Source organism: Pseudomonas sp. 7P_10.2_Bac1, assembly GCF_025465935.1.
Lineage (GTDB): Bacteria > Pseudomonadota > Gammaproteobacteria > Pseudomonadales > Pseudomonadaceae > Aquipseudomonas.
Map to the genome: position 1 here is coordinate 148,877 of NZ_JANLNV010000094.1, position 22,634 is coordinate 171,510.

Below are 22,634 nucleotides of genomic sequence, written 5' to 3' on the forward strand. Positions count from 1 at the left end.
CACGGTCGCCAATTGAACTACTTTTGAGGTACAACCCTCCGGCCTGGCCCCGTGACAAAGGGGGTGTCGAACTCAATTTATAAGCGGCGAAAGGAGACGCTATGATTTTTCCGGTCTTGAATGGCCTGCCGTTAGGCAAAGTGTTGGTGCGTACGGTCAAAGAATTCATCGACGATGAAATGTCCACCTACGCCTCGGCCCTGGCCTACCAAATGCTCTTCTCGCTGTTTCCGTTCATCCTGTTTTTAATTGCATTGATCGGCTTTTTGCATCTGCCCGACTTTTTCAGCTGGCTGCGTTTGCAGTCAGAGTTAGTGTTGCCTCCCCAAGCACTGGAGCAGGTAAACCCGGTGATTGACCAGTTGGAGCAATCGAAGGGGGGCTTGCTGTCATTTGGTATTGTCGTCGCGCTGTGGACAGCTTCGGCTGGCGTGCGCTTGATGATGAGTGCCATGAATGCGGCCTACGACGTGGTTGAAGGCCGGCCTGTCTGGAAGCGTTTCCCGCTGTCGATCTTTTACACCATCGGCATTGCCGGAATGCTGCTCGCCGCTGCCGCACTGATGGTGCTGGGGCCGCAAGTCATGGGCTGGCTGGCGGGGCAGGTGGGGCTTGAGGAATTTGTGGTCACCCTGTGGACCATCCTGCGCTGGCCGGTGATCATCCTGCTGATGATGGTGGCCGTGGCGGTCATTTATTACGTCATGCCCGATGTGGAGCAGAAGTTTCGCTTTATTACGCCAGGCTCGGTACTGGCCGTGGTGGTCTGGATCGCGGCGTCATTGGGCTTTGCGTTTTATGTGAAAACCTTCGCCGATTACAACGCGATGTATGGCAGCATCGGGGCGATCATCGTGCTGTTGCTGTATTTCTATATTTCGTCAGCCGTATTGCTGTTGGGGGCTGAAATGAACGCTGTTATCGAGCACATGTCAGCTGAAGGCAAAGATCCGGGTGAGAAAACCTTCGACGAGTCCGAAGACACACCGCATGTGTCCGGGCTTGGGCGCGACCACTCCCTTAAATCCACTTCAGATGAAGCCTGATTATGATTCGTGAAATTTTGAAAATGGGTGATGAGCGCCTGCTGCGGGTAGCCAAGCCAGTGCCTCCCGAGCTGTTTGACACGCCAGAACTCTGGCAACTGATCGACGACATGCTGCAGACCATGGAGCACGCCGGGGGTGTCGGCCTGGCGGCACCACAGATCGGCGTTGACCTGCAACTGGTGATCTTTGGTTTCGAACACAGTGAACGATACCCGGATGCTGAGCCTGTGCCGCAGACCATTCTGATCAATCCGCTGATCACCCCGTTGAGCCCGGCGGTTGAAGAGGACTGGGAAGGCTGCTTGTCAGTGCCTGGGCTACGGGGGGTGGTCGAGCGCTTCGAGAAGATCCGCTACGAAGGTTTCGACCCCAAGGGAGACCCGATCGTGCGTGTTGCAGACAGTTTTCATGCGCGGGTCGTGCAGCACGAATGCGATCACTTGATCGGTCGTCTGTACCCGTCACGCATCAAGGACTTCAACAAGTTCGGCTTTACTGAAGTGCTGTTTCCGGAACTGGCTGCGGGCACTCAAGAGTAGGTTCAAGGCTCATCGCTATCATCGCCTTGTTGCGTTGATAGCGAACCAGCCGCTCATGCAGCACATAGGGCAAGTCTGCCGCCAGGCAAAAGCCCAGACGCTCATAGAACCCTTGCAACTGCGGATCACAGAACAACCACACTGGCCCCTCGCATGTGGACACAGCAGCCTTCACCAGGGCCGCGGCGACGCCTTGCCCTCGCCACGCAGGTGCGACAAACAACCCGGTCAACCAAAAGCCCTGAGCCATTGCGCGCAGGCACAGCCCAGCGATGATCTCTTCCTCGCGTGCCACCCACAGTTGCGCATCTTTACTCGCTTTCATCGATGACTGATGAGCGCGGTAAAACTTGTTCATCAATGGCCACAACGGTGCTTCGAGTGGGGTATAAACAAAGGCGGTCATGAAGTCCACGGGCGTTGATAACGGGCGCGCAGTATATACAAAGCGCTGAATCATTTAAGTCTGTCGCCAGGTATTGATTTGCCTGTTTATCCGGACTTTAAAAATGCGCTCCGGGTTTAGTTTTGAATCATGATGTTTAACTAAATGTTAATGCCAAAACCGCGAAACCCAGTGTTTTCAGCCTGCCCAGGCACCTGATGCCATGCGTTTCGTCGCTCCTTGCTGGCAATTGGCTTGCACCCTGTTTAGGCGTGTCTATGCTTTGCGTCCAAGGGGTCCGTATATAGAGCGGCGTTTCCCCTGAAAAGTTGTAATACAGACATAAAGCGTTACTTAGGCGAGGTTTTGTTGTGCCTTGAACACTAAACGTCATCACAAGACAGCACCGTCAGGGGTTGAGTCATGTTTAATTCGCGTCGCAAAGCCGACCTGCTCGAGAATCAGCGCCTAAATTGTTCTTTGGAGGAGATGAAGGCCAAGCTAATGGCTGTCAGTCGTTCAATGGCCATTATCGAGTTCACCCCTGAAGGGATCATTCTTGAGGCCAACGACAATTTTTGCCGAGCGACGGGCTATACCCTCGACGAAATCCGCGGCAAGCATCACCGTCTTTTTTGCGAAGACGCTTACCAGCGGTCAATTGAATATGCGCAATTCTGGAAAAGCCTGGCCAGCGGTGCGCCGCTGAGCGGTACGTTTTCTCGGCTCAACAAGGCCGGGCGCGAGATTTGGCTGGAAGCCAGCTACATGCCGATTACTGATGCCAGCGGGCAGGTGAGTAGCGTGTTGAAAGTGGCTGCCGATATCACGGACCGGATCAATAAAGAGCATGAAAACCAGAGCATTGTGAATGCCTTGAGCCGCTCCATGGCCATGATCGAGTTTTCACCTGATGGTCGAGTCATCACCGCCAACCAAAACTTTCTCAATACCCTGCATTATTCGTTGGCAGACATCGTGGGCCAGCATCACAGCATGTTCTGCCGGCGCAGTGAGGCCGAATCTGCGGGCTACAAAGCGTTCTGGGAGTCGCTCAATCGCGGCGAGTACCATTCAAGGCGCTTTGAGCGGGTTGATAAGTATGGTCACACGGTTTATCTGGAGGCTTCGTACAACCCGATTTTCGATGCCAAGGGGCGGCTGTACAAAGTAGTGAAGTTTGCCAGCGACATCACGGCGCAAGTCAGTAACCTGCAAACGGCTGCCGAATCGGCCCATGCGACCTCTGTGCAAAACGACGCCTGTGCACAGAAAGGCTCACAAGTGGTTCAACAAACGGTGCAAACCATAGAGGCCATTTCCAAGGACCTCAACGAAGCCGCCAGTAGCATCGATGCCGTGAGTAAACAATCCGAAATCATCGGCAAGATCGTCCAGACCATTCGCGGTATCGCCGACCAGACCAACCTGTTAGCGCTCAATGCGGCCATTGAAGCGGCGAGGGCGGGTGAGCATGGTCGCGGTTTTGCGGTGGTGGCCGACGAGGTCAGGAGCCTCGCGGCGCGTACCAGCGCGGCGACAGTTGAAATCGTCGAGGTGGTGCGTAAAAACCATGACTTGTCGTTAAGTGCAGTGACCAGCATGCAATCCAGCTTGAGCCGGACCGGGCTGGGCGTGTCGCTGGCCAATGAGGCAGGGGAGGCGATTCTGGAGATTCAGCAAGGCTCAAGGCATGTGGTTGACGCCATCAGCCAGTTCAATTCCACGCTGCAGATCAGTTAGGGCGGGCTTGCCGGCGATTGAGTCGGCGCGAAGAAACGGTCAGCCCGCGCCGCCAGCATTGCGAGCAATGCTCGCTCCCAAAAAGCCCTTCAGCCACCGGGCTTTTGATTCAAAACGTACGGTTACACCAACTCGGCCGAGCGTTTTTCAGCAACCTGCTGCTGGGCGGCTGCCTGCTTGATCGCATCTTTTTGCTGCATGAGCGCGGTGATCTGGTCTGAGATCGCCTGCTGTTTCTCAGGCGGCATGGCGTTTACATCCTCCTCGGTCAGGCCCATTTCCTTGAGAAGCTGCTCGCGAATCCGCTGTGCAGGCGACTTGCTCATGTAGTCCTTGAATTCATCGGTGGCCGAGGGCTTTGTCGCTGTGCTGGATGCGCTGGCCTGCAACATGACCCGGGTCTTGGCGAAGGCGGCGTTGACGTTATCTGCTTGCGTCACACCTGCCACAGAAGCCGGGGTCGCCTGGATGTTCGGTACCTGCTGGGCATTTTGCTGTGCGGCGCTGTACAACGCGCTGGCCGCTGCGTTGGCCGGGTCCAGGTCGGTGCGCTGGCTCTTTTGGATTGCAGAAATATGCTGCGTGTTAATCAACATGAGTGTGCCCCTCTGAAAGGTGATGCCGATGAGTAGGGCAATAACTGTGCCCAGTTTGCACCCCGCGTTTTCAGAGGGCTGCAGCCTGGGCGGCAAGTTAGGAGGAGGCAGGAGCGGTCAACTATTGCCGCTCGGCGGCGATTTCAGGTGCTTTCGCGCAGCCTCAACTCAAAGCCCATGTCCTGTACCGGCTGCGGCACTTTGTTTCCAGCCATCAAGGTGAGCATCTGTTCGGCAGCACGACGGCCTATGGCTTCACGTGGTGTACGAATACTGCTCAGGCGCGGCACCATAAATTCCGAAGATGGCAGGTCGTTAAAGCCCAGGATGGAGATTTGTTCGGGGATTTTGATCCCGGTGCGGGCAGCTTCCAGCAGGGCGCCATGGGCAAGGTCGTCGTTGCCGAAAAAAATCGCGTCCACTTGCGGGTGAGTGGCCAGTAGTTGCAGGAACAGCTCGCCGCCCAGGCCCACGGAAGAAGGGCGCGGGGTCAGCACTTCAAGGTCAGGGTTGTACAGCCCGGCCTCCTGCAAGGCGCGACGATAGCCTTCGCCGCGCAAGAGAGTGCGCTGGTCAAGTTGCGCACCGATGTATGCCAAGTGTCGACGCCCGCGTGAGATCAAGTGTTGGGCCGCGGTTTCCCCCGCCTTCAATTGCGAAAAACCGACGCAGTTAAGGCCGGCACCCGCGTCCAGCTCCATCATGTACACACAGGGGGTGTTGCTCGCCTCAATCATGCGTCGCGAGCTCTCGGTGCGGTCAAAGCCGGTCAGCAGCAGGCCACGCGGCTGGTAGGCCATGTAGTTGCGCAGCAGGTTTTCTTCTTCATCGCGCGAGTAGTGATAATTACCGATCAGTACTTCAAAGCCTTTGGGGCGCAATACCTCATGGATGGCTTCGAGGGTGTCGATAAACAGCAAGTTGGAGAGCGAGGGCACCAGCACCACCACCGAATGGCTTTGCGCCGACGCCAGTGCCCGAGCGGCCGGGTTGACCACGTAGTTCAGTTCGTCGGCCGCCTGGCGCACTTTTTCGGCCAGATCTGTGGCCACACTGCTGATGCCACGCAAGGCTCGGGAGGCGGTAATCGGGCTGACGCCGGCCAATCGGGCCACCTCATTAAGGGTCGGGCGTCCCGTGGTGCGGGGGTTTTTATCGTTTTTAGAGGTGGTCATCAGGGCGGCTTGCCAAACAAAAAACAAGTCACTAAGGTAGCGCTGTCCTAGTCTGTCGGCAATTGCCTAATTGTCTGTAGGACCATCCAATATCGTTGTATGTCGAGAGCGTCACGGCGTCTCCCCATAAAAATGAGAAATTGACGTCGGTAGCCTGGTCCTTGTGCTTTGCTTTCATGAAATGAACGCTCTGCTCAGACAGCGCTGTCTACGGACTGAGGTGTTTCATGAACCAACCTATCTCTGCCCTGGTCATCATGGGTGTTGCCGGCTGCGGTAAAACCAGTGTGAGCCAGGCGTTGTGCCGACTAAATGGTGCAACGCCGATTGAAGGCGATGCGTTTCACCCAGCGGCCAACATTGCAAAAATGAGCGCCGGTATTCCACTGACCGATGAAGACCGCTCCGGCTGGCTCGACACTCTGTGCAATGAACTGCGCACGGCGATTGCCCGTGGTCAGCGCCCGGTCCTCACCTGTTCGGCGCTTAAATTGCGCTACCGCGAGCGTCTGCGTGCGGCTGTAGACGGCTTGGGTTTTGTGTTTCTGGAACTCACGCCGCAAGTGGCCGCCGACCGCGTCGCACATCGCCCGGGGCACTTTATGCCCAAGACACTCATTGACAGCCAGTTCGATGCTCTCGAATCACCGAGCCAGGAGCCACTGGTACTGACCCTGAATGCCGGGGCTTTGAATATCGACGAGTTGGCACACCGATCCTGTGATTGGTGGAGCGAACATTCTTTATTGGCAACTTCATGATTTTGTTTCAAAAAGACAGCGCTGTCTGTTCAGACACCCGCTGTTCATTGGTATTTGATAACAAAAACAAGGCAGGAGACGCCCCATGCTAGGCATGTCCCAACACACTTTTCTGCTGGTTGACGCAGTGGTGACTATCATCGGGCTGATCGTACTGATCACTCGTTTCAAGCTGCACCCCTTTATTGCCCTGATCATCGCCTCTGCCTTTTTGGGCCTGACCACCGGCATGCCCACCGACCAGATCCTCAAGTCCTTCCAGGAAGGTTTTGGCGGTGTACTGGGCTTTGTCGGGATCATTCTGGCGCTGGGCACGATGCTCGGCAAAATGATGGCTGACTCAGGAGGCGCCGATCAGATTGCCCGTACCTTGATCCGTGCCTTTGGCAAGGAGCGAGTGCAGTGGGCGATGATGTTCGCGGCGTTTCTGGTCGGCATCCCGCTGTTTTTCGAGATCGGTTTTGTCTTGCTGATCCCGCTGGTCTTTATCGTTGCCCGTCGTACCGGCGTGTCATTGATCAAGATCGGCATTCCGTTGCTGGCCGGTCTGTCGGCGGTCCATGGCCTGGTGCCGCCGCACCCGGGCCCGTTGCTGGCGATCGGGGTGTTCGGAGCCGATATCGGCAAAACCATTCTCTACGGTTTGATCGTTGCCTTGCCGACCGCGATCATTGCCGGCCCGATTTACGGGACGTTCATCTCCAAATACATTCCAGGCAACCCGTCCAAAGAGCTGGTAGACCAACTGGCCAGCGAGCCTGAATCCAGCTCCTTGCCGAGCTTTGGCATCACCCTGGTCACCGTGCTGCTGCCCGTGTTCCTGATGCTGCTCAAGACATTTGCCGACGTGGCATTGCCGGACGGCAACTTCTTCCGTGGCTGGATGGACATGATCGGCCATCCGATCAGTGCGCTGTTGCTGGCGTTATTGCTGTCGCTCTACACCTTTGGCGCCCGGCAGGGCATCGACTCCAAACGCGTCCTCAAATTGCTGGACGCGAGTCTGGCTCCAACGGCAGCTATCGTCTTCATCATTGGCGCGGGCGGTGGTTTCAAGCAGATGCTGGTGGCCAGCGGCGTGGGGGATGTGATCGGGCACATGGCGGTTCACGCGCAAATCTCGCCGATCCTGCTGGCGTGGCTGGTGGCGGCGGTGATCCGTATCGCGACGGGCTCGGCGACTGTGGCGACCATTACCGGCGCGGGGATTGTATTGCCGGTGGTGGATCTGATTCCGGGCGTCAACCGAGAGTTGCTGGTGCTGGCCACGGGCGCGGGGTCGTTGATCCTGTCACACGTGAACGATGCGGGGTTCTGGCTGGTGAAGCAGTACTTCAACATGACGGTGGTTGAAACCTTCAAGACCTGGACCGCGATGGAAACCATCCTGTCGATCGTGGCGTTGATCTTCATCATGCTGCTGTCGCTGGTGGTTTAAGCCTAAAAAACCTGTAGTCGTTGCCGCGGGCTGCGAAGGGTTGCACAGCGACCCGTTTGCTTAAGGCCTTCAAGGCCCTTATCGCAGCCTGCGACAGCGGCTACAGGTGTTGATTTAACTGGCGCTCAGCCCGTCCGCTCGGAACATCGCGCGGATACCACGCAAGGCCTGGCGGATACGGTCCTGGTTTTCAATCAGGGCAAACCGTACATGGTCATCACCATACTCGCCAAAACCGACACCCGGCGAGACACACACCTTGGCATCGGCCAGCAGTTTCTTGGCGAACTCCAGCGACCCCATGTCGGCATAAGCCTTGGGAATCTTGGCCCAGACGTACATCGAGGCTTTCGGGTTTTCGACCATCCAGCCCAGCTCGTGCAGCCCTTTAACCAATACGTTACGACGCTGGCGGTACTGCTCGGCAATGTCTTTGACGCATTGCTGATCACCTTCGAGTGCAGCAATGGCCGCTACTTGCAGCGGGGTGAAGGTGCCGTAGTCGTGGTAGCTCTTGATTCGTGCCAATGCGCTGACAAGCTCAGGGTTACCGACCATAAAGCCGATTCGCCATCCGGCCATGTTGTAGCTTTTGGACAGGGTAAAGAACTCTACGGCGACGTCTTTGGCACCCGGAACCTGCATGATCGAGGGGGCTTTCCAGCCGTCATAGACAATGTCCGCGTAGGCCAGGTCGTGGACCACCAGGACGTCATATTGCTTGGCCAAAGCGACTACGCGCTCAAAGAAATCCAGCTCGACACATTGCGCGGTCGGGTTCGAGGGAAAGCCCAGAATCATCATCTTGGGCTTGGGAATCGAGCCGCGAATGGCTTTTTCCAGCTCTGCAAAAAAGTCCACGCCCGGTATCAGGGGCACCGAGCGTACCTGCGCGCCGGCAATGACTGCGCCGTAGATGTGGATCGGATAACTGGGGTTGGGTACCAGAACGGTGTCGCCCTGATCGAGGGTAGCCAGCATCAAGTGTGCCAGGCCTTCCTTGGAACCAATGGTGACGATGGCTTCGTTTTCCGGATCGATCTCAACGTCGTAACGGTCGGCGTACCAACGTGAAATAGCCCTGCGCAGACGCGGAATGCCACGCGAAGTCGAGTAGCCGTGAGTATCCTCACGTTGTGCGACGGTGCAGAGTTTTTCAACGATGTGCGGCGGTGTCGCACCATCAGGGTTGCCCATGCTGAAATCGATGATGTCTTCGCCACGGCGTCGGGCGGCCATCTTCAGCTCGGCGGTGATGTTGAACACGTAAGGGGGGAGTCGATCAATGCGCGCAAAGCGGCGCGGCGAACCTTGGTCTGCCATGTATGCCTCTGATACGTAAGCGCCCGGAACCGTCCGAGCGACGTTGACCACTGCGGTGGTCTGCGGCGAAACAATAAGGGCGAAAATGGCCTTCTGTCTAGAGGTCTGGCGAGACTTTTTTCTTAAAATCCAGATGTTTTTGGGTTTTATTCCTATGCTTCACCGAGAAATTGCCTTCTCACTTAATGAGTGCACTCCTATGGACACATCAAAAAAGTACAAATTGCCGGTTCCGCGTTTTACCAAAAGCCCGTTTTTATTGGTTGCGGGATGGGGAGGGCGCTTTACCCAAGACACTGCCCAAGACATTCCATCGCTTTGGGCTAAATTCTTAGCAGATATTGAGCATATTCCTAATCGGGAGGGCGATGAAACTTACGGCGTTTGCTGCAACCCGGACGGTAAAGGCGGTTTTGAATACATCGCCGGGGTCCGGGTCAGCACGCGGGATGATTTGCCGGAGCACTATCGTTGGGTAGAGCTGCAAGAGCAAAACTACGCCGTCTTTGAGCACCGCGGCTCGCTGGATAATCTGGGGCAGATGTTCCAGGCAATCTGGAACGACTGGCTGCCAAGCTCCGACTATGAAGCGGTGGATGCACCTGAGTTTGAGCGTTATAGCCCGGATTACGACGTGCAAACCCTGACGGGCGTGCTGGAGATCTGGCTACCGGTCAAGCCGCGGGCTTCACCTGCCAGGGGGTAAGAGGCAAGACCAGGCGGCGTTCCCCGCGGTAGGCCTCGCCACTCTCGAACCAGCCTTGGCTCAGATATAAAGCCACGGCCGAGGTGTTGGCGGGGTTTACGGACAGCATCAGTTGGTTGATCTCGGGCCAGTAATGATGGACAGACTGTGCCAGCAGACGCAGGCAGATTTTGCCCAGCCCTTGGCCCTGCACCCGCTTGTCGACCTGCAAGGCATGCAGCGTCGCGCTGTCGGGCGCGGCCCAGTGCGCCAGCAGCGGAAAGCGTTTGAGCAGCATGAAGGCGACGGGGTGTTCGTGGTGCAACAACACCAGGCCTTGTATCCCCGGATGCCGTTGTGCAGGCAATGAATACAAGGCGCAGTAAATGTCGCCACAAAACGGTATTTGTTCTGGAAACACTTCAAGGCTGTTCAGCTGCTCGCGCTGTTTGGCATTCAGGTCTTCATAGGCGCAGAGGCGAGTGGTCATGCGAGGGGCTGTTCCCGTTTCATTTCAGCCGCGACCAAAGCCCACGTGGTGCAGGGCAAGGCGCGAGAAGCGTGGTTTGGTTGTTTCTAATTAGCTTAAAGCAACGCCGCCTTCTTCCCTTCGGGTCACGTGTCAAATTTAGCCAGTGACGCGCCTTGCAATGAAGCGGGATCAGACCCTAGGGCTCGGGAGGCAGCGAAAGCGGCATAGTAAAGGTGAATGTCGTGCCTTGCAGTTCGTCTGACAGCACACTCAGGCGGCCATTGTGGGACAAGGCGATCTGGCTGGCAATGTACAGGCCCAGGCCAAGTCCGGCTTGTGGTGTGTCGGTGGCAGGACGCGAGTAAGGTTGAAACAGTTGCTGGACCGCCTGCGTTGGAATGGGGATGCCCTGATTGGTCACGCTGAGCGTAAACACCGCCGCGTGGGTCTCGCAACGGATCTGCACCGGCCCTGTCGCAGAGCCGTGGGTAATGGCATTTGTGAGCAGATTGGACAGCAGTTGAGCCAGCCGGTTGCTGTCGCACTCAATCACATCCAGTGGCCCAATGATCGAATTGATCTGCCGCTCGGGGTAAATATGCCGGACTTCCGAGACCACGTGTTCAAGGACCTGGTCCAGATCCGGGCACTGGCGCAGATGGACCGGAATACCGCTGCCGAGTCTGCCACGGGCGAAGTCCAGCACATCTTCGACCAACTGCGAGGCCCGCAGCCCGCAAGTCCTGATGTGTTGCACCAAATCATTGGTCTGAGGGTCGGGATGTTTGCACAGCAGGCGTTCGGCCGCCGTGGTCATGGCAAACAGCGGGTTGCGCAGATCATGGCCAAGCACCGCAATGAACTGTTCGCGCAACTCTGCATGTTCACGTGCCAGCGCGAGTTCCGTTTCGACCTGTTGAAGGTTTTCTTCGGTTTCGATCTGTAGCGTGAGCAGGCGCGCAAATGACTCCATCGTGGTTTGGATCGAGCTGTTTTTAAGCGCGGCGGGCTCTGGGTCCAGCGCACACAACGTTCCAAAAAGGTCGCCATCGGCCCGGTACACCGGGATCGTAATGTAGCTCTCGAACTGATAGATCTTGGGGGTTCGGTGATCTTGGTACAGCGGATCTTCACTGGCTTTATCGATGATAATGGGCAGGTTCGAGTTCATGCTTTCAAAGCACAAGGTCGTTGCCAGATCCAGTTCTCCCCCCGGTTTGAGTCCAAACCCCAGGTTGTCCAGCACGGCGCAGGCTGTCCAGGTGTGTTGGGTTACGCGGGCAACGGCGGCGAAGCGCATGCCGGTCATTTCGGTAATGACTTGAAGCATTGCCGGGACTGCGCTGATCCGGTTAATCGTTGCGATATCCGCAGCGGCGCTGGGTCTCATAAAAGCACATCTCGGCTAAATGTTATAAAAGGTGATTCTAGCGAGTCGGTAAAGATTGATACAAATTTGTATAAAAAGTGTATGCAGTTTTTTTCGATGAAAGGTCATGTCACAGGCGTGAGCGGCTCCTACGGGTAAACAATCACGCAGCATTCTTTAAAGAAACGAGTGCGTGGAGCGATCTTTAAACAGATCGCTCCACGCGCTCATACCTGGCAGGCATTTGCGGGGGCTCAGGTGTCCTGTTTGTCTTGCAGGACTTCGGCTGTTTTTGCGTCCAGGTCGACATCCCACTTAACGCCTTTGGTGTCCCGAAGTTCAACTTCATACACCAGCTTGCCGTAGGAGTGATCCAGTTCGGTGTCCAGAATGGTCGCGCCAGGGTGTTTGTCTAATGCGGCCTGGTTGAGTTTTTCGAAGGCGGCCACTTCGCCCGATTTGAGCAAGCCCGGAATATGGTCAGGACGTACATCGGCTTGTGCCAGGCCAGCTGTCAGGGTCAGGGCGCCCGCGGCGAAGATTGCGTTAAATGCTTTCATGGTTAATCCCTCTTGGGTGAACGGCTTAAGTGGGATCAGAGTAACCATGACAACTTAACTCACCCTTAATTTTCCCCTTCACCTGCTGCCAAGGAGGTGAAGTACCCTTGGCGACACCAGCGTTGCGGCCTGCGCTAAGCCTTAGGCAGGACAGCTTCTGTCAGGAGGTCGGCGCACCCCACGCTGATTTTATTGCGGCCGGTATTCTTGGCGATGTACAGCGCCTTGTCAGCCTCGTTGAGCCACATTGAGGCGTCATCGAAGGCTGGCTGGCAAGAAGCCAGGCCGATGCTCAGGCTCAAGCGCAGCTCAGGCTCGTCGAGGTAGCGAAAGTCGCAACAAAGGCTGCGCAGGCGCTCCATGATCTCCTGGGTTTGTACCAATGAGCGGTTGGGCAGAATTACGCAGAACTCATCTCCGCCATAGCGTCCGGCCAGGTCATCTGCGCGCAGGTTTTCCTTGAGCACAAGGCTGAACTGGCGCAACACGCTGTCGCCCACGATATGCCCGTAGGTGTCATTGATGCGTTTGAAATGATCGATATCAATGAGCGCAAGAGTGGCGTCGCCTTGTGTTTGCTTGCAGGCATGGAAACTGAGTTGCAACAGGTCTTTCCATGAGCCGTGGTTGAGCAGCCCGGTCAGGCTGTCGGTACGGCTGAGGGTGCTCAAGGTGCGCTTATGGGCAGCCAGTGTCGCTGCCATCCGATAGCTGACCATGCCTACCACAAATGGATAAATGACCAGGATGGGCAGGCACCCATAGATCTGGATGGGCGTGGTGTAAGGGGTGAAGGCAAACCCGAAGACCAACCATGAAACAACGACCCCCAGGCCTTGGGCGGCGAGCCCGCGCAGCAGCATTTTTACGCCGCCCACCGCCACATTGTTCATGGTCATCATCGACACAATAATGACCGCCGGCAGGGGATTGAACTGCAGGGTAGCGGCCCAGAAACCGCCCAGCACGGAGTCGAAGAGTATGTTGCGACGCTCAGCGCGATAAGGGTAGCGCGAGCGTGAAGAGCGCAGGTAGGCCAGGTGCGGCCAGGCAAAGCCCGAGGCGAGGAACAGCATCCAGACCCAGGCGGGCATGTCCAGTGGGTAAAACGTTGGCATCATGCAGACGCAGCCAATCCCTAGGCCAAAGGTTCGCGGCACATAAATGCGCTGCGAAAATGACAAACCTCTGCCTTGTTGATTGTCCATATTCATCTGCGCAAGGTGTTGCGGCACTGTGTGCCACTAACATCCGTAGAAACGGAGAATTATCGTTTTAATGCGTAGCTAATGTCGATCATCAATAGTGGCATTCTGCCTGATTTTTGACAGTGTATGCCTAAAGATCTGTGTTTTGACGTTAGAAAATGACGATTGACCTTCTATCGTCGAAATAACCCGCGTAATAATTGCACTTTGTGTTCTGGAGTCGTTGAAGCATGCCTATCGAGTCCTCTAAAACGGGCGGTCTAAAGCCTGCCGAGCAGTATGAAGGGAAGTTTCGAAATCAGGGTGTGAGGCCCGCCGCGAGTCTGGGCAAGACCCTGGGCATTTTCTGGCGGATGCTATTTCAAAAGCCTTCAAACACACGGCCTGCTTCGCCGATTCCAGTCACGCCATTGACCCGCGAAGCGCTGCAGAACGCCCCGGACTTCAGTGTCTTCCGACTGGGGCATTCAACGCTGTTGCTCAAGCTCAAGGGTAAGTTCTGGCTCACCGATCCGGTGTACGCCGAGCGTGCTTCGCCTTTTCAATGGGCTGGCCCCAAGCGCTTCCACGCACCGCCAATTAGCCTCCAGGAGCTTCCCCCCCTGGAGGCCGTGATCTTGTCGCATAACCACTATGATCACCTTGATCAACAAACCGTGTTGCAACTGGCGGCCAAGACGCAGCACTTTTTGGCTCCGCTGGGGGTGGGCGATCTGCTGATCAAGTGGGGCGTACCCGCGCAAAAGGTGGAACAGCTGGATTGGTGGCAAGAAACCCGACGCGACGGTATTCGTTTTATCGCGACACCGTGCCAGCACTTTTCCGGTCGGGGGCTGTTTGATCACAACGAGACACTGTGGGTGTCATGGGTGATGATCATTGACGATGTACGAATTTTCTTTAGTGGCGATTCAGGTTACTTCGACGGTTTCAAAGAAATCGGTGAGCAATTTGGCCCCTTTGATCTGACCCTCATGGAAACGGGCGCCTACAACGTCGACTGGCCTGATGTGCACATGCAACCTGAACACAGCTTGCAGGCCCATATCGATTTGAAAGGCCGCTGGTTACTGCCGATCCATAACGGTACTTTTGATCTGGCCTTTCATGCCTGGTACGAACCGTTTGATCGCATTGTGGCCCTGGCGGCCGAGCGTGATGTACTCATCACGACACCTGCCATGGGGGAGGCCTTTAACCTGATGCATCCCCATAAAGGCCGCGCGTGGTGGCTGGACGTGCAAGCCACCGATGAGGCACCTGCCAGGCACGCCAACCTCTGAGGGGCGAGTGGTTTATTCGATCAGGGCGAAGTCTTCCCGATCCATGGGGTCGGGTGTTGTGCCCCGGATATTGCTGCCGCGACCGGGTGCAAAGCCGGGGAAGAACACCAGCCCTTCTGCTTCAAGCGCATAAGCCAGTGCCAGGCGAGTCACATCACGCACGGGCCCGCCGGCTTCGAAGCGCTGAATGGCCGGTACTGAGACCTTGGATTGCTGGCTCAGGCGCTCCCAGCTCCAATCGAGCATTTCACGCGCTTGGGCACAGTGCAGCGGGGTGAATTGGTTGATGATGATGCGTTCAAACGTGCTGCGCATGGCTGCGTTGGACATGGCGGATCTCCGGGGCTGAGTCAATGCTTGAAAATATACTGTGTTTTTATACAGTTGTTTTCATGGTCGATCAAACTCATTTTTTGAATCGGTTAGGGTCGGCAGAAGCCGCGATTCAAGCCCGTTTGTAGGACAGGTAACGGTCGAAAACTTCGATAGGTAGGCGATCTGTCCTCTCTTAAAGATCAAAAAAAGGGCCACCTCGCGGCAGCCCCTTTTTAATAGCAGTCAGATCAAGCCCGGAATCAATCCCAGCTCAACGCGCCGCCAGTCTGGTACTCGATAACCCGTGTCTCGAAGAAGTTTTTCTCTTTCTTCAAGTCCATGATTTCGCTCATCCATGGGAATGGGTTGGTGGTGCCCGGGTATTCTTCTTTAAGGCCGATTTGCGACAGGCGGCGGTTGGCGATGAACTTGAGGTAGTCCTCCATCATGGCCGCGTTCATGCCCAGTACGCCGCGTGGCATGGTGTCACGTGCGTATTCGATCTCGAGCTGGGTGCCCTGCAGGATCATCTGGGTCGCTTCTTCCTTCATTTCAGCGTCCCACAGATGCGGGTTTTCGATTTTGATCTGGTTGATCACATCGATACCGAAGTTCAGGTGCATGGACTCGTCACGCAGGATGTACTGGAATTGCTCGGCAACACCGGTCATTTTGTTGCGGCGGCCCATCGACAGGATCTGGGTAAAGCCGCAGTAGAAGAAGATGCCTTCCAGAACGCAGTAGTAGGCGATCAGGTTGCGCAGCAGTTCCTTGTCGGTCTCGACGGTGCCGGTCTTGAACTCCGGGTCGGAGATCGAGCGGGTGTACTTCAGACCCCAGGTGGCCTTTTTGGCGACCGATGGGATCTCGTGGTACATGTTGAAAATCTCGCCTTCATCCATCGCCAGCGATTCGATGCAGTACTGGTAGGCGTGGGTGTGGATCGCTTCCTCGAACGCCTGGCGCAGGATGTACTGGCGGCATTCCGGGTTGGTGATCAGGCGGTACACGGCCAGCACCAGGTTGTTGGCAACCAGGGAGTCAGCGGTGGAGAAGAAGCCCAGGTTGCGCATTACGATGCGACGTTCGTCGTCGGTCAGGCCTTCGGGGTTTTTCCAGAGGGCGATGTCGGCGGTCATGTTGACTTCTTGCGGCATCCAGTGGTTTGCGCAACCGTCCAGATACTTCTGCCAGGCCCAGTCGTACTTGAACGGTACGAGCTGGTTCAAGTCGGCACGGCAGTTGATCATGCGTTTTTCATCGACGGCCACGCGAGCGCTGGCGCCTTCAAGTTCTGCCAAACCTTCGGCGATGTCGAGTTTGTCCAGGGCCGCCTTGGCGCGCTTGATGGCAGCCGAATCGTTGGCGGTGACTGCGCGTGCTTCCTGGGCAGCAATGCCGCCAGCAGCGTCCAGACGGTCCATGTTGGCTTCGGCTGCATTGCCTGCATTAGCGCCTTTAACGGCGACTTCTGCTTCGTCTTCTTTGTCGAATTCGTCCCAGCTCAGCATGACGTGTCGTCTCCTGCGTGAGGGCCTGATGGCCGTGTGATAACACTGATCGTCGAGTTGCCACACAGCCATTGGCCGCTTGGATCTATGGAATGTTGCTTGCAGTAGCGGTAAGCGCACGCAAAAACATGAATGTATTCGTAGGGTTGTCCCGCTGTCGCAGAGGGGATGCAGACGTTTCTGTATCTCAACCTGGCCCTGGGCCGGAGCAGCGTGGGTTCAAAGCCCGCACAAGGGGTATTTCAAGCCCTTTTGCCGGCCGCAGTATACGGGGTTTGTGCCGGGTATTTCAGCCAGTTTTTTTTCAACCGCTGCGACCCTTTGTCCTGAGTTTTTCCTGGACATGAGCGTCGCAACGGCCCGGCGCGGCTTTGCCGGTCAAGCCAAGCCAGGTCGGTTTTATCACTCTAGTCGCTAATGAGCGCTGCAGGGGGCCGTCTAAACGCGCATAGCTCTATGTAGTGCTTATTCAAGCGCCCAGATGGGTATGTTTTTGTCATCAACGGTAGTGGGCGTGTTTGACACGTGACTGCGCCTCAATGACAAGGACACCAGCATGAGCGGACCAGAACAGTTCACGTATTACTCAGAGCACTTTCTAAAATCGGACTTTGAACGGTGTGTCAATGCCGCGTTGGCCGAGGGCCTCATTACCGAGGCGCAGAGCCGTTGGCTGCAACAGGCCGGTGGACCTTATTCGACAAGGGGTGTACCTGCCATTGCGCCTCTTTATGCGAGCCACGTTACGTTGGCGCACCCGAGTGCTCAGCCAGCCTATTTACGAGGGGCGTTTGTCCTTTCCACCGGGAAGTTGGCGTCTGACAGTTATTTTCTCTATAGCTTGGCCACGGGGCTGCATAAGTTCTTGAACTGGTCGCAGTTGCTTCGGGCTTTCAATGAACAGTTGATCGTGGATGACCGATCGCCGCTGTTGCGTTTTATCCCCTTGGCCATGCGCCAGGGGTTATTGGGCGAAGGCGAAATCCGCGTGACCCTGACGCCGCTTGAGTTGCCTGTGTTCAAGAGCATCAGTGAGAACGTCGAGCGCTCTTTGGTAGAGGATCGGTTTGTCACCCATGAAGTCATGTCGCAGATGCCATCCGTTCGTACCGTTGTTTATAACGGGTTGAAGTCGAAACTGGACGAGAAAGCCGCTTCAACACCTGCTGGCTGTGAGAAGAGTGTCATACGGCATGACATCACCCTTGATAGCCCATTAGTGGATTGGGCGTTTGAATACTATTTGAAAAAAGCATTGCCGGAACGCGAGCAATTAAACTATGTCCCCCGCGCGGCCTGTGGCGCTGAGCCAAGTAAAAGCAGTGCTGAAATAGAGTTGGAGTTTGTCAGTTTTCTCGATGCGGCAACCCGTCACCTGTTCAGCGACTATGCCACGGCGATCTCACGCTATTGGAATGAGCCACAAGGGCTTTTCCCCAGTTTGAAGGCCTGCGTGCAGGATGCCCTGAGTGAGCGGCTGTTCAGCTGCCTTGTTCAGGCACAGCGCGATGGAATGCTCTCTGCGCTGGAAGTCAGGCAGGTGCAGGCGTGTGTACAAGGTGTTGATCAACCCCACGTGGAACGGGTGTTGATACACCTGAGGCAAACGGTGGATACCCGTGTTGAACTGGTCGCCTGGTACGGTTTTTTTATCGGTGGCGTTGAGGGCACGTTTGCCGTTATGAGCGACCGTGGGCTGGAAGTCTTCAATAACTGGTCACACTTTCAGCGAGTCACGGCCCCGCGTTTTGACGTCTTGCTCCCCAAAGAGCTCGAGAGCGCTCCGCCTTTGCCTGATGCGCACCTGAGCCGCTATGTGGCACGCGCGGACCGCGCCTTGTGGCGCACCTCGCCCTCTCTCGGCATGGGGTACATCCTGCTGCATGACGATCTGTTTTCGGCACTGGAAGCGCAGCTCCATAAAAAAATGCTCTCGGATATGGAGTACGTGACTGAGTGGTTGAAGACCAATACGGTGTATGCAAAGTCTTACCAAGCCGTCGATTATGCGAGCATCACGCTGGCCGTTCTGGACGATGCCCTTAATATCAGGGTATTGCTCAACCCTGAACTGGATATCCCCTTTGATAACTACCGCTGGAGCACTCGCTTTTCATTGCAGGAGACGGTTGTTGAAACCACCGGAGAGCTGCTTGAGCAGCTTAAAATTCCGCTCGATATTATCCGGTTGCTTATTGAGGCGCTGGATCGGGATGTGACCACTAAGTTATCGGCGTTTCCAACGTTACATGCGTTTTGCAAGCAAAGGATCGCTGAGCAATGTGAGCGTGAAGGGCAGCCCTTGCTTGATCTCGAAACGATCAAGGTAAAAGTATTTGCCTTTGCATCTAATGGCTCGCTTACAAAAACGTCGTCCATGGCGTTAATCGATGCCTTTATTGAACATTTGACTGCAAAAACACCGTTACCGGCCGAACCCGCGCTGGTCCAGTTTGAGCGGGCGTCGGGGGCGCTGACTCAGGAGGCCTGTCTGGTTCTGCATCGCGTATTACGTGAACCCAGTCATGATGTTGCGGTTCACTTTGCTCAGTACCTCAAGCAGTCGGTGTTTATCGATCAGTTAACATCCGGTGCAACACTGCTTGATGATCTGGTACAGCTGAAATCTCAGTTGTTATGGGCCGGTGGGTATTATTTCTTCAATCATGAAAAGCGTCTGGGCCTACGCGCGGTTAACTTTATTTCGGCATTGCAAACGTTTCGCGTCAGATCGGCACGGCCGTCCAGTTACTACTTTGTACCTGACGTTCACCGTGTCGAGGTGTACTTGAAAAGCATCAACTTCAATGCACGCCTTGAAAACTGCTTCTTGATTACGGAGCGCGGCGGGCTTCAGTCTGCATGTGCCGGGCATGCAGTACTTTGGTCGCCGGCCCGAAAGTTTGAGTCTTTCGATTCCGTTGAACAGTGTCAGGCTGTTTTAAGGCAGCGCATTCTTGATCGCGTCGAATATGTGGATCTCACCGATACGATAAACAGCGTTCAACGCGCCACTCTTCTTGAAAACAAAGCGTTGTTGAGCGAGGCGCATGAGTTGTTTTCGTTTTCTGTTATTGAGCAGGACTATCTGGTCGACCTGGAATCCAGTCGTCTGCAACACCATTTAGATGACGCGCTACGCGCCTTTAATCAAGGGGAGGCGTCGGGGCTTTCAAGTGAAGGGCTTCAGAGCAGTGTCGATAGCTATATTGGCGCAATCGAGGCCGGTTTTCAGGTGCCATCGCTGTTGCTTCAAGTCGATGCCGAGGTGTTTGAGACGGCCCTGCCTGAGACGCTGGCACAAGCCACAACAGCTGAAAAGTTTGAATACGCAAGTATTTTGCAGCGTTATCGAAATGCGGTGAGCGATGACCGAGATTATTTGCATGGGATCAAGAATGTCCACGATTACGCGGCTGAGGCATTGAAAAAACAACTGGCTAAAGATTTCCCCCTGCTATCGCTGGACCCGAACACCCTCTCTGTCACCGCCACACAAGCCAGCGGGCCTGCCTGGGCAGGAGAAATTGCCTCAATGGGAAGTGCGTTATCCAGTACAACCCAGACGTTGACCGCGTATGCCTTGCGCGGCTTCGGCCAATTGACAGGGCGTCTCACGCTGTCAACGTCGCAGAACGTTTTACTGCCGGGCGTGATGAACGAACAGTACATCAAGGCGTTAGTGCGCAAGCTTGATGTGGGCGTCAGGTATCGCACTCTGCTGGAAGAAAAATTGATCGTTAATACCGAGGAGGCCAGTAGTCGTTTCAAGCTGTTTTGTGACCAACTGCCGCCTCAATTACTGGAGATCGCATTTCGCTATAAATTGACCGGCGTGCTCAGCGATAAGGCCTATCGCTATATTGAGCGCTTTCTCAACATGCCGGACGGTATCGCTCGAGAGTTGCTTGATGGCACGCGAATTATCATACGGCCACTCAATATGCTTTCCAGCCTTGATGCCGAACCCGATACGGTCAAGGGGATGTACCTGATCGGCCCGGAGACGACCGCGACAGGCCCATTGGTTCTGCTGGTCACTTACAGCCGTGAGTACTCGATTAAAGAGTATCCGGATGAAGCCAGTTTTATGTCGGATGTGCTCAACCGGGAAAAACTGCAAACCCAGATACTGGCTCGCCTGGACCCGGGGGCGCGTAGAAAATACGCCCATGGGGGGTTCAAGGAGCCGCACATCACCTATATTGCCCAGGATTTCCTCAGTTTTGATGCGATGACTACGCCAGCGCCGGTGACCATTTCACAGCAGCCGTTTACGGGGAATGCGTTGTCAAGGTTGTATAAAGATAATTGCAGCTTGTTATCGGATATGGCGAAGTCACAGTCGATCACCCGGGGCGAGGCTGACTGGGCTTCATTCAAGACGTTGCTGTCATTGGTGATGGAAACCGTGACCCTGTTTTTGCCTGCACGATTGACCCTCCCGGTGACGATATGGCAAACCAGAGACACCTTGAAGGCCGCTGTCGGTGCTGCAGCGCAAGCTCACTGGGGTGAGGCCGTGACCGAGTTTGTGACCAGCCTGTTGATGTTGGTGGCGATGCGTCAGCCCGAGGGTGGCCAACGCAAGCCGGCAAAAACCCTCGAGCCTTCTGATGAAACCACGTCTTTTGCAAGTGAGCCGGGCGTGCAAGCGAGCTTCACTGCTAAGTATGGAACAGCGCTAGAACCCTACATTGAACATGCTGTTTCTTTATCAGAGTTACAGCACGACCCGTTGACTGATATTTACCGGCAGGCACTGACAGAAAAAACCTATGCGGCTGTTCGCGGCAGGGTCTTTCAAATAAGCCAGGTTGCCGGGCGATGGCGTATTCGTCTCAGCGATGATCAGGAGGGGCCTGCTCTGCATCGTGACCTGGCCAGTCAGCGATGGGAGATCGACATTCGAGAACCGCTGCCCGGTGGAGGGCCGATATTCAGCAGGCAACAGGGGGCTCAGGGCACGCGTGGCTTTATTGCTGAAGCCACAGGCATGGCACAGATTCGCCAACTCTATCCAGCCAAGGCAGTCGTCATCCAGGAAGCCCATCAATATGCCGTCAATTATGTGAATGAAGGGCGGGAGGTGCTTAAACGCATTTATGACAATGACCCGATTTCACAGCGGCATGCGGCGTGGTTAACGCATTTTCTGGGTGTCTCCCGTTTGACCGCACTTCAAACCAAAAAACTAGACACGATACTGGAGCGTATTTTTAGCCGATTGATCAAACCGTCCATGAACCCTCTGAATTCGAAACGGTATGTGGTGGGCCGTAGCAGGGACAGTGACCCTAATCTGATTGCCTTTGTGACGAAACTTGATAGCAGAAAATATATTTATTTATTCGACACTTTTTTCCGCACTCGACTGGATGCTCGCCAGGCAGGGGTGATGGAGGAACTTAGGCCGACCGTGCCGCCATTTGATTTCAATGGGCACTTCAGGGCGGTCACGTTAATTCATGAGTTGTGTCATCAAGTGGCAGGTGCCGAAGACATCGCTTATATAAACTCTGCACTGCCGTATGTAGAGTTTTTGCAAGATGTTGTGCCGTCGACAGCTAATTCCGCAACCGCTACTCGGCGCTTGCAAGAAGAGGGGCTCTCGGCACGAACGCCGCGTGATGAGTTGTTCAGGGTCCAAGGTTCAATCAGTTCGCACAATCATGAAGTCAATGCCAGGATCGCCGACTCTATAGTGAAATTAACGGGGGCCCAATCGCTGGATCAAGCTCGAGACATCTTCATAAATGATGAGTTGAAGCGTGCAGACGTCATTCTGGCCAATGCGGACTCACTGGCATTGATCATCAGTCGTTTAGGGGGCGGGCTGGAAAACTACAGCGTGGTCGGACGCGGGCGTTAATTTTGTAGTTGCGTGCGAAGCAGCGGCGGGCTGCATGTTCACATGCAAGCCCTGCCGCCTGATCGCTCGGTGTATGACGTGCGGATTAACCGTTTGAGCAGCCGTTGCCCATGACGCGGTATTCGAGGGTGTGTTTTATACCTTGCGAGTCTTCGTAAACCATCTGAGCCGGTACAACTTCGCAAACATTAGGAATTTCGCTCATGGAAATTACTTTGGCGATATCAAGTTCAGAAGAGTAGGAATAGTGTTCTACAACCGGTTGCTGGTGCGATACCTGAGTACTTGCTTCATCAGCAAAAGCGCTAACACACACACTGCTGAGGGCCAGAACTAACAACGCTTTCATT

The 22,634-nt window shown here is 55.3% G+C and carries 18 protein-coding genes and 2 pseudogenes; 9 read left to right on the forward strand and 11 right to left on the reverse strand.

Features of this window, described 5'->3' with window-relative positions; all coding sequences use genetic code 11:
* Positions 1 to 101: 101 nt before the first annotated feature.
* Both NTD86_RS23855 and def read left to right on the forward strand, forming a co-directional pair.
* On the forward strand, positions 102 to 1,046 hold the full coding sequence (locus NTD86_RS23855) for a YihY/virulence factor BrkB family protein (RefSeq protein WP_262205843.1): 945 nt from the start codon (positions 102 to 104) through the stop codon (positions 1,044 to 1,046).
* 2 nt (positions 1,047 to 1,048) lie between these two features.
* Complete coding sequence (def, locus tag NTD86_RS23860; RefSeq protein WP_262205844.1) at positions 1,049 to 1,588, forward strand: peptide deformylase; 540 nt, start codon at positions 1,049 to 1,051, stop codon at positions 1,586 to 1,588.
* Here def and NTD86_RS23865 read toward each other — a convergent pair.
* Positions 1,542 to 1,994 (reverse strand): GNAT family N-acetyltransferase, encoded by a 453-nt coding sequence (locus NTD86_RS23865; RefSeq protein WP_262205845.1) that lies wholly within the window; start codon positions 1,992 to 1,994, stop codon positions 1,542 to 1,544. The genes def and NTD86_RS23865 overlap by 47 nt on opposite strands.
* A gap of 501 nt (positions 1,995 to 2,495) precedes the next feature.
* Here NTD86_RS23865 and NTD86_RS24420 point away from each other — a divergent pair.
* Positions 2,496 to 3,164 (forward strand): annotated as a pseudogene (locus NTD86_RS24420) (PAS domain-containing protein); the annotation flags it as partial.
* A 120-nt stretch (positions 3,165 to 3,284) separates the two neighbouring features.
* Positions 3,285 to 3,716: pseudogene (locus NTD86_RS24425) on the forward strand (methyl-accepting chemotaxis protein); the annotation flags it as partial.
* Positions 3,717 to 3,838: 122 nt separating this feature from the next.
* Here the strand turns inward: NTD86_RS24425 and NTD86_RS23875 are convergent.
* Positions 3,839 to 4,312 (reverse strand): hypothetical protein, encoded by a 474-nt coding sequence (locus NTD86_RS23875; RefSeq protein ID WP_262205847.1) that lies wholly within the window; start codon positions 4,310 to 4,312, stop codon positions 3,839 to 3,841.
* A gap of 143 nt (positions 4,313 to 4,455) precedes the next feature.
* Positions 4,456 to 5,487: a LacI family DNA-binding transcriptional regulator gene (locus NTD86_RS23880; RefSeq protein ID WP_262205848.1), complete on the reverse strand. Its 1,032-nt coding sequence runs from the start codon at positions 5,485 to 5,487 to the stop codon at positions 4,456 to 4,458.
* Between the two features lie 227 nt (positions 5,488 to 5,714).
* Here NTD86_RS23880 and NTD86_RS23885 point away from each other — a divergent pair, with 227 nt between their 5' ends.
* Both NTD86_RS23885 and NTD86_RS23890 read left to right on the forward strand, forming a co-directional pair.
* Positions 5,715 to 6,248, forward strand: coding sequence for a gluconokinase (locus NTD86_RS23885; protein ID WP_262205849.1), 534 nt, complete (start codon positions 5,715 to 5,717; stop codon positions 6,246 to 6,248).
* An 85-nt stretch (positions 6,249 to 6,333) separates the two neighbouring features.
* A complete protein-coding gene (locus tag NTD86_RS23890) occupies positions 6,334 to 7,686 on the forward strand; it encodes a GntP family permease (RefSeq protein ID WP_262205850.1) in 1,353 nt (450 codons plus the stop codon).
* A 114-nt stretch (positions 7,687 to 7,800) separates the two neighbouring features.
* Here NTD86_RS23890 and alaC read toward each other — a convergent pair whose 3' ends face one another.
* Positions 7,801 to 9,009 carry an alanine transaminase gene (gene alaC / locus NTD86_RS23895; RefSeq protein WP_262205851.1) on the reverse strand — a complete coding sequence of 403 codons (1,209 nt, stop codon included), beginning with the start codon at positions 9,007 to 9,009 and terminating at the stop codon, positions 7,801 to 7,803.
* Between the two features lie 199 nt (positions 9,010 to 9,208).
* Here alaC and NTD86_RS23900 point away from each other — a divergent pair, with 199 nt between their 5' ends.
* Positions 9,209 to 9,715, forward strand: a complete 507-nt coding sequence (locus tag NTD86_RS23900) for a GyrI-like domain-containing protein (protein WP_262205852.1) — start codon at positions 9,209 to 9,211, stop codon at positions 9,713 to 9,715.
* Here the strand turns inward: NTD86_RS23900 and NTD86_RS23905 are convergent.
* The 4 genes from NTD86_RS23905 to NTD86_RS23920 all read right to left on the reverse strand — a co-directional run bounded on the left by NTD86_RS23905 (position 9,684) and on the right by NTD86_RS23920 (position 13,303).
* Positions 9,684 to 10,184 (reverse strand): GNAT family N-acetyltransferase, encoded by a 501-nt coding sequence (locus NTD86_RS23905; protein WP_262205853.1) that lies wholly within the window; start codon positions 10,182 to 10,184, stop codon positions 9,684 to 9,686. The genes NTD86_RS23900 and NTD86_RS23905 overlap by 32 nt on opposite strands.
* Before the next feature lie 178 nt (positions 10,185 to 10,362).
* A complete protein-coding gene (locus NTD86_RS23910) occupies positions 10,363 to 11,556 on the reverse strand; it encodes a GAF domain-containing sensor histidine kinase (protein ID WP_262205854.1) in 1,194 nt (397 codons plus the stop codon).
* Positions 11,557 to 11,789: 233 nt separating this feature from the next.
* Complete coding sequence (locus tag NTD86_RS23915; protein WP_262205855.1) at positions 11,790 to 12,095, reverse strand: PepSY domain-containing protein; 306 nt, start codon at positions 12,093 to 12,095, stop codon at positions 11,790 to 11,792.
* 134 nt (positions 12,096 to 12,229) lie between these two features.
* Positions 12,230 to 13,303, reverse strand: coding sequence for a diguanylate cyclase (locus tag NTD86_RS23920; protein ID WP_262205856.1), 1,074 nt, complete (start codon positions 13,301 to 13,303; stop codon positions 12,230 to 12,232).
* Positions 13,304 to 13,533: 230 nt separating this feature from the next.
* Here NTD86_RS23920 and NTD86_RS23925 point away from each other — a divergent pair, with 230 nt between their 5' ends.
* The gene (locus NTD86_RS23925; RefSeq protein WP_262205857.1) at positions 13,534 to 14,586 is read left to right on the forward strand and encodes an MBL fold metallo-hydrolase; all 1,053 of its coding nucleotides are present in this window, start codon (positions 13,534 to 13,536) and stop codon (positions 14,584 to 14,586) included.
* A 12-nt stretch (positions 14,587 to 14,598) separates the two neighbouring features.
* Here NTD86_RS23925 and NTD86_RS23930 read toward each other — a convergent pair whose 3' ends face one another.
* Entirely contained in the window at positions 14,599 to 14,916 is a 318-nt protein-coding gene (locus NTD86_RS23930) for a helix-turn-helix transcriptional regulator (RefSeq protein ID WP_262205858.1), read from the reverse strand.
* Positions 14,917 to 15,161: 245 nt separating this feature from the next.
* A complete protein-coding gene (locus NTD86_RS23935; protein WP_262205859.1) occupies positions 15,162 to 16,412 on the reverse strand; it encodes a ribonucleotide-diphosphate reductase subunit beta in 1,251 nt (416 codons plus the stop codon).
* Positions 16,413 to 16,968: 556 nt separating this feature from the next.
* On the opposite strand from NTD86_RS23935, the gene NTD86_RS23940 reads away from it, so the two are divergent.
* Entirely contained in the window at positions 16,969 to 22,284 is a 5,316-nt protein-coding gene (locus NTD86_RS23940) for a M35 family metallopeptidase (protein WP_262205860.1), read from the forward strand.
* A gap of 85 nt (positions 22,285 to 22,369) precedes the next feature.
* Here the strand turns inward: NTD86_RS23940 and NTD86_RS23945 are convergent, their stop codons facing one another.
* Positions 22,370 to 22,633, reverse strand: coding sequence for a DUF2790 domain-containing protein (locus tag NTD86_RS23945; RefSeq protein WP_262205861.1), 264 nt, complete (start codon positions 22,631 to 22,633; stop codon positions 22,370 to 22,372).
* Between the last annotated feature and the right edge of the window lies 1 nt (position 22,634).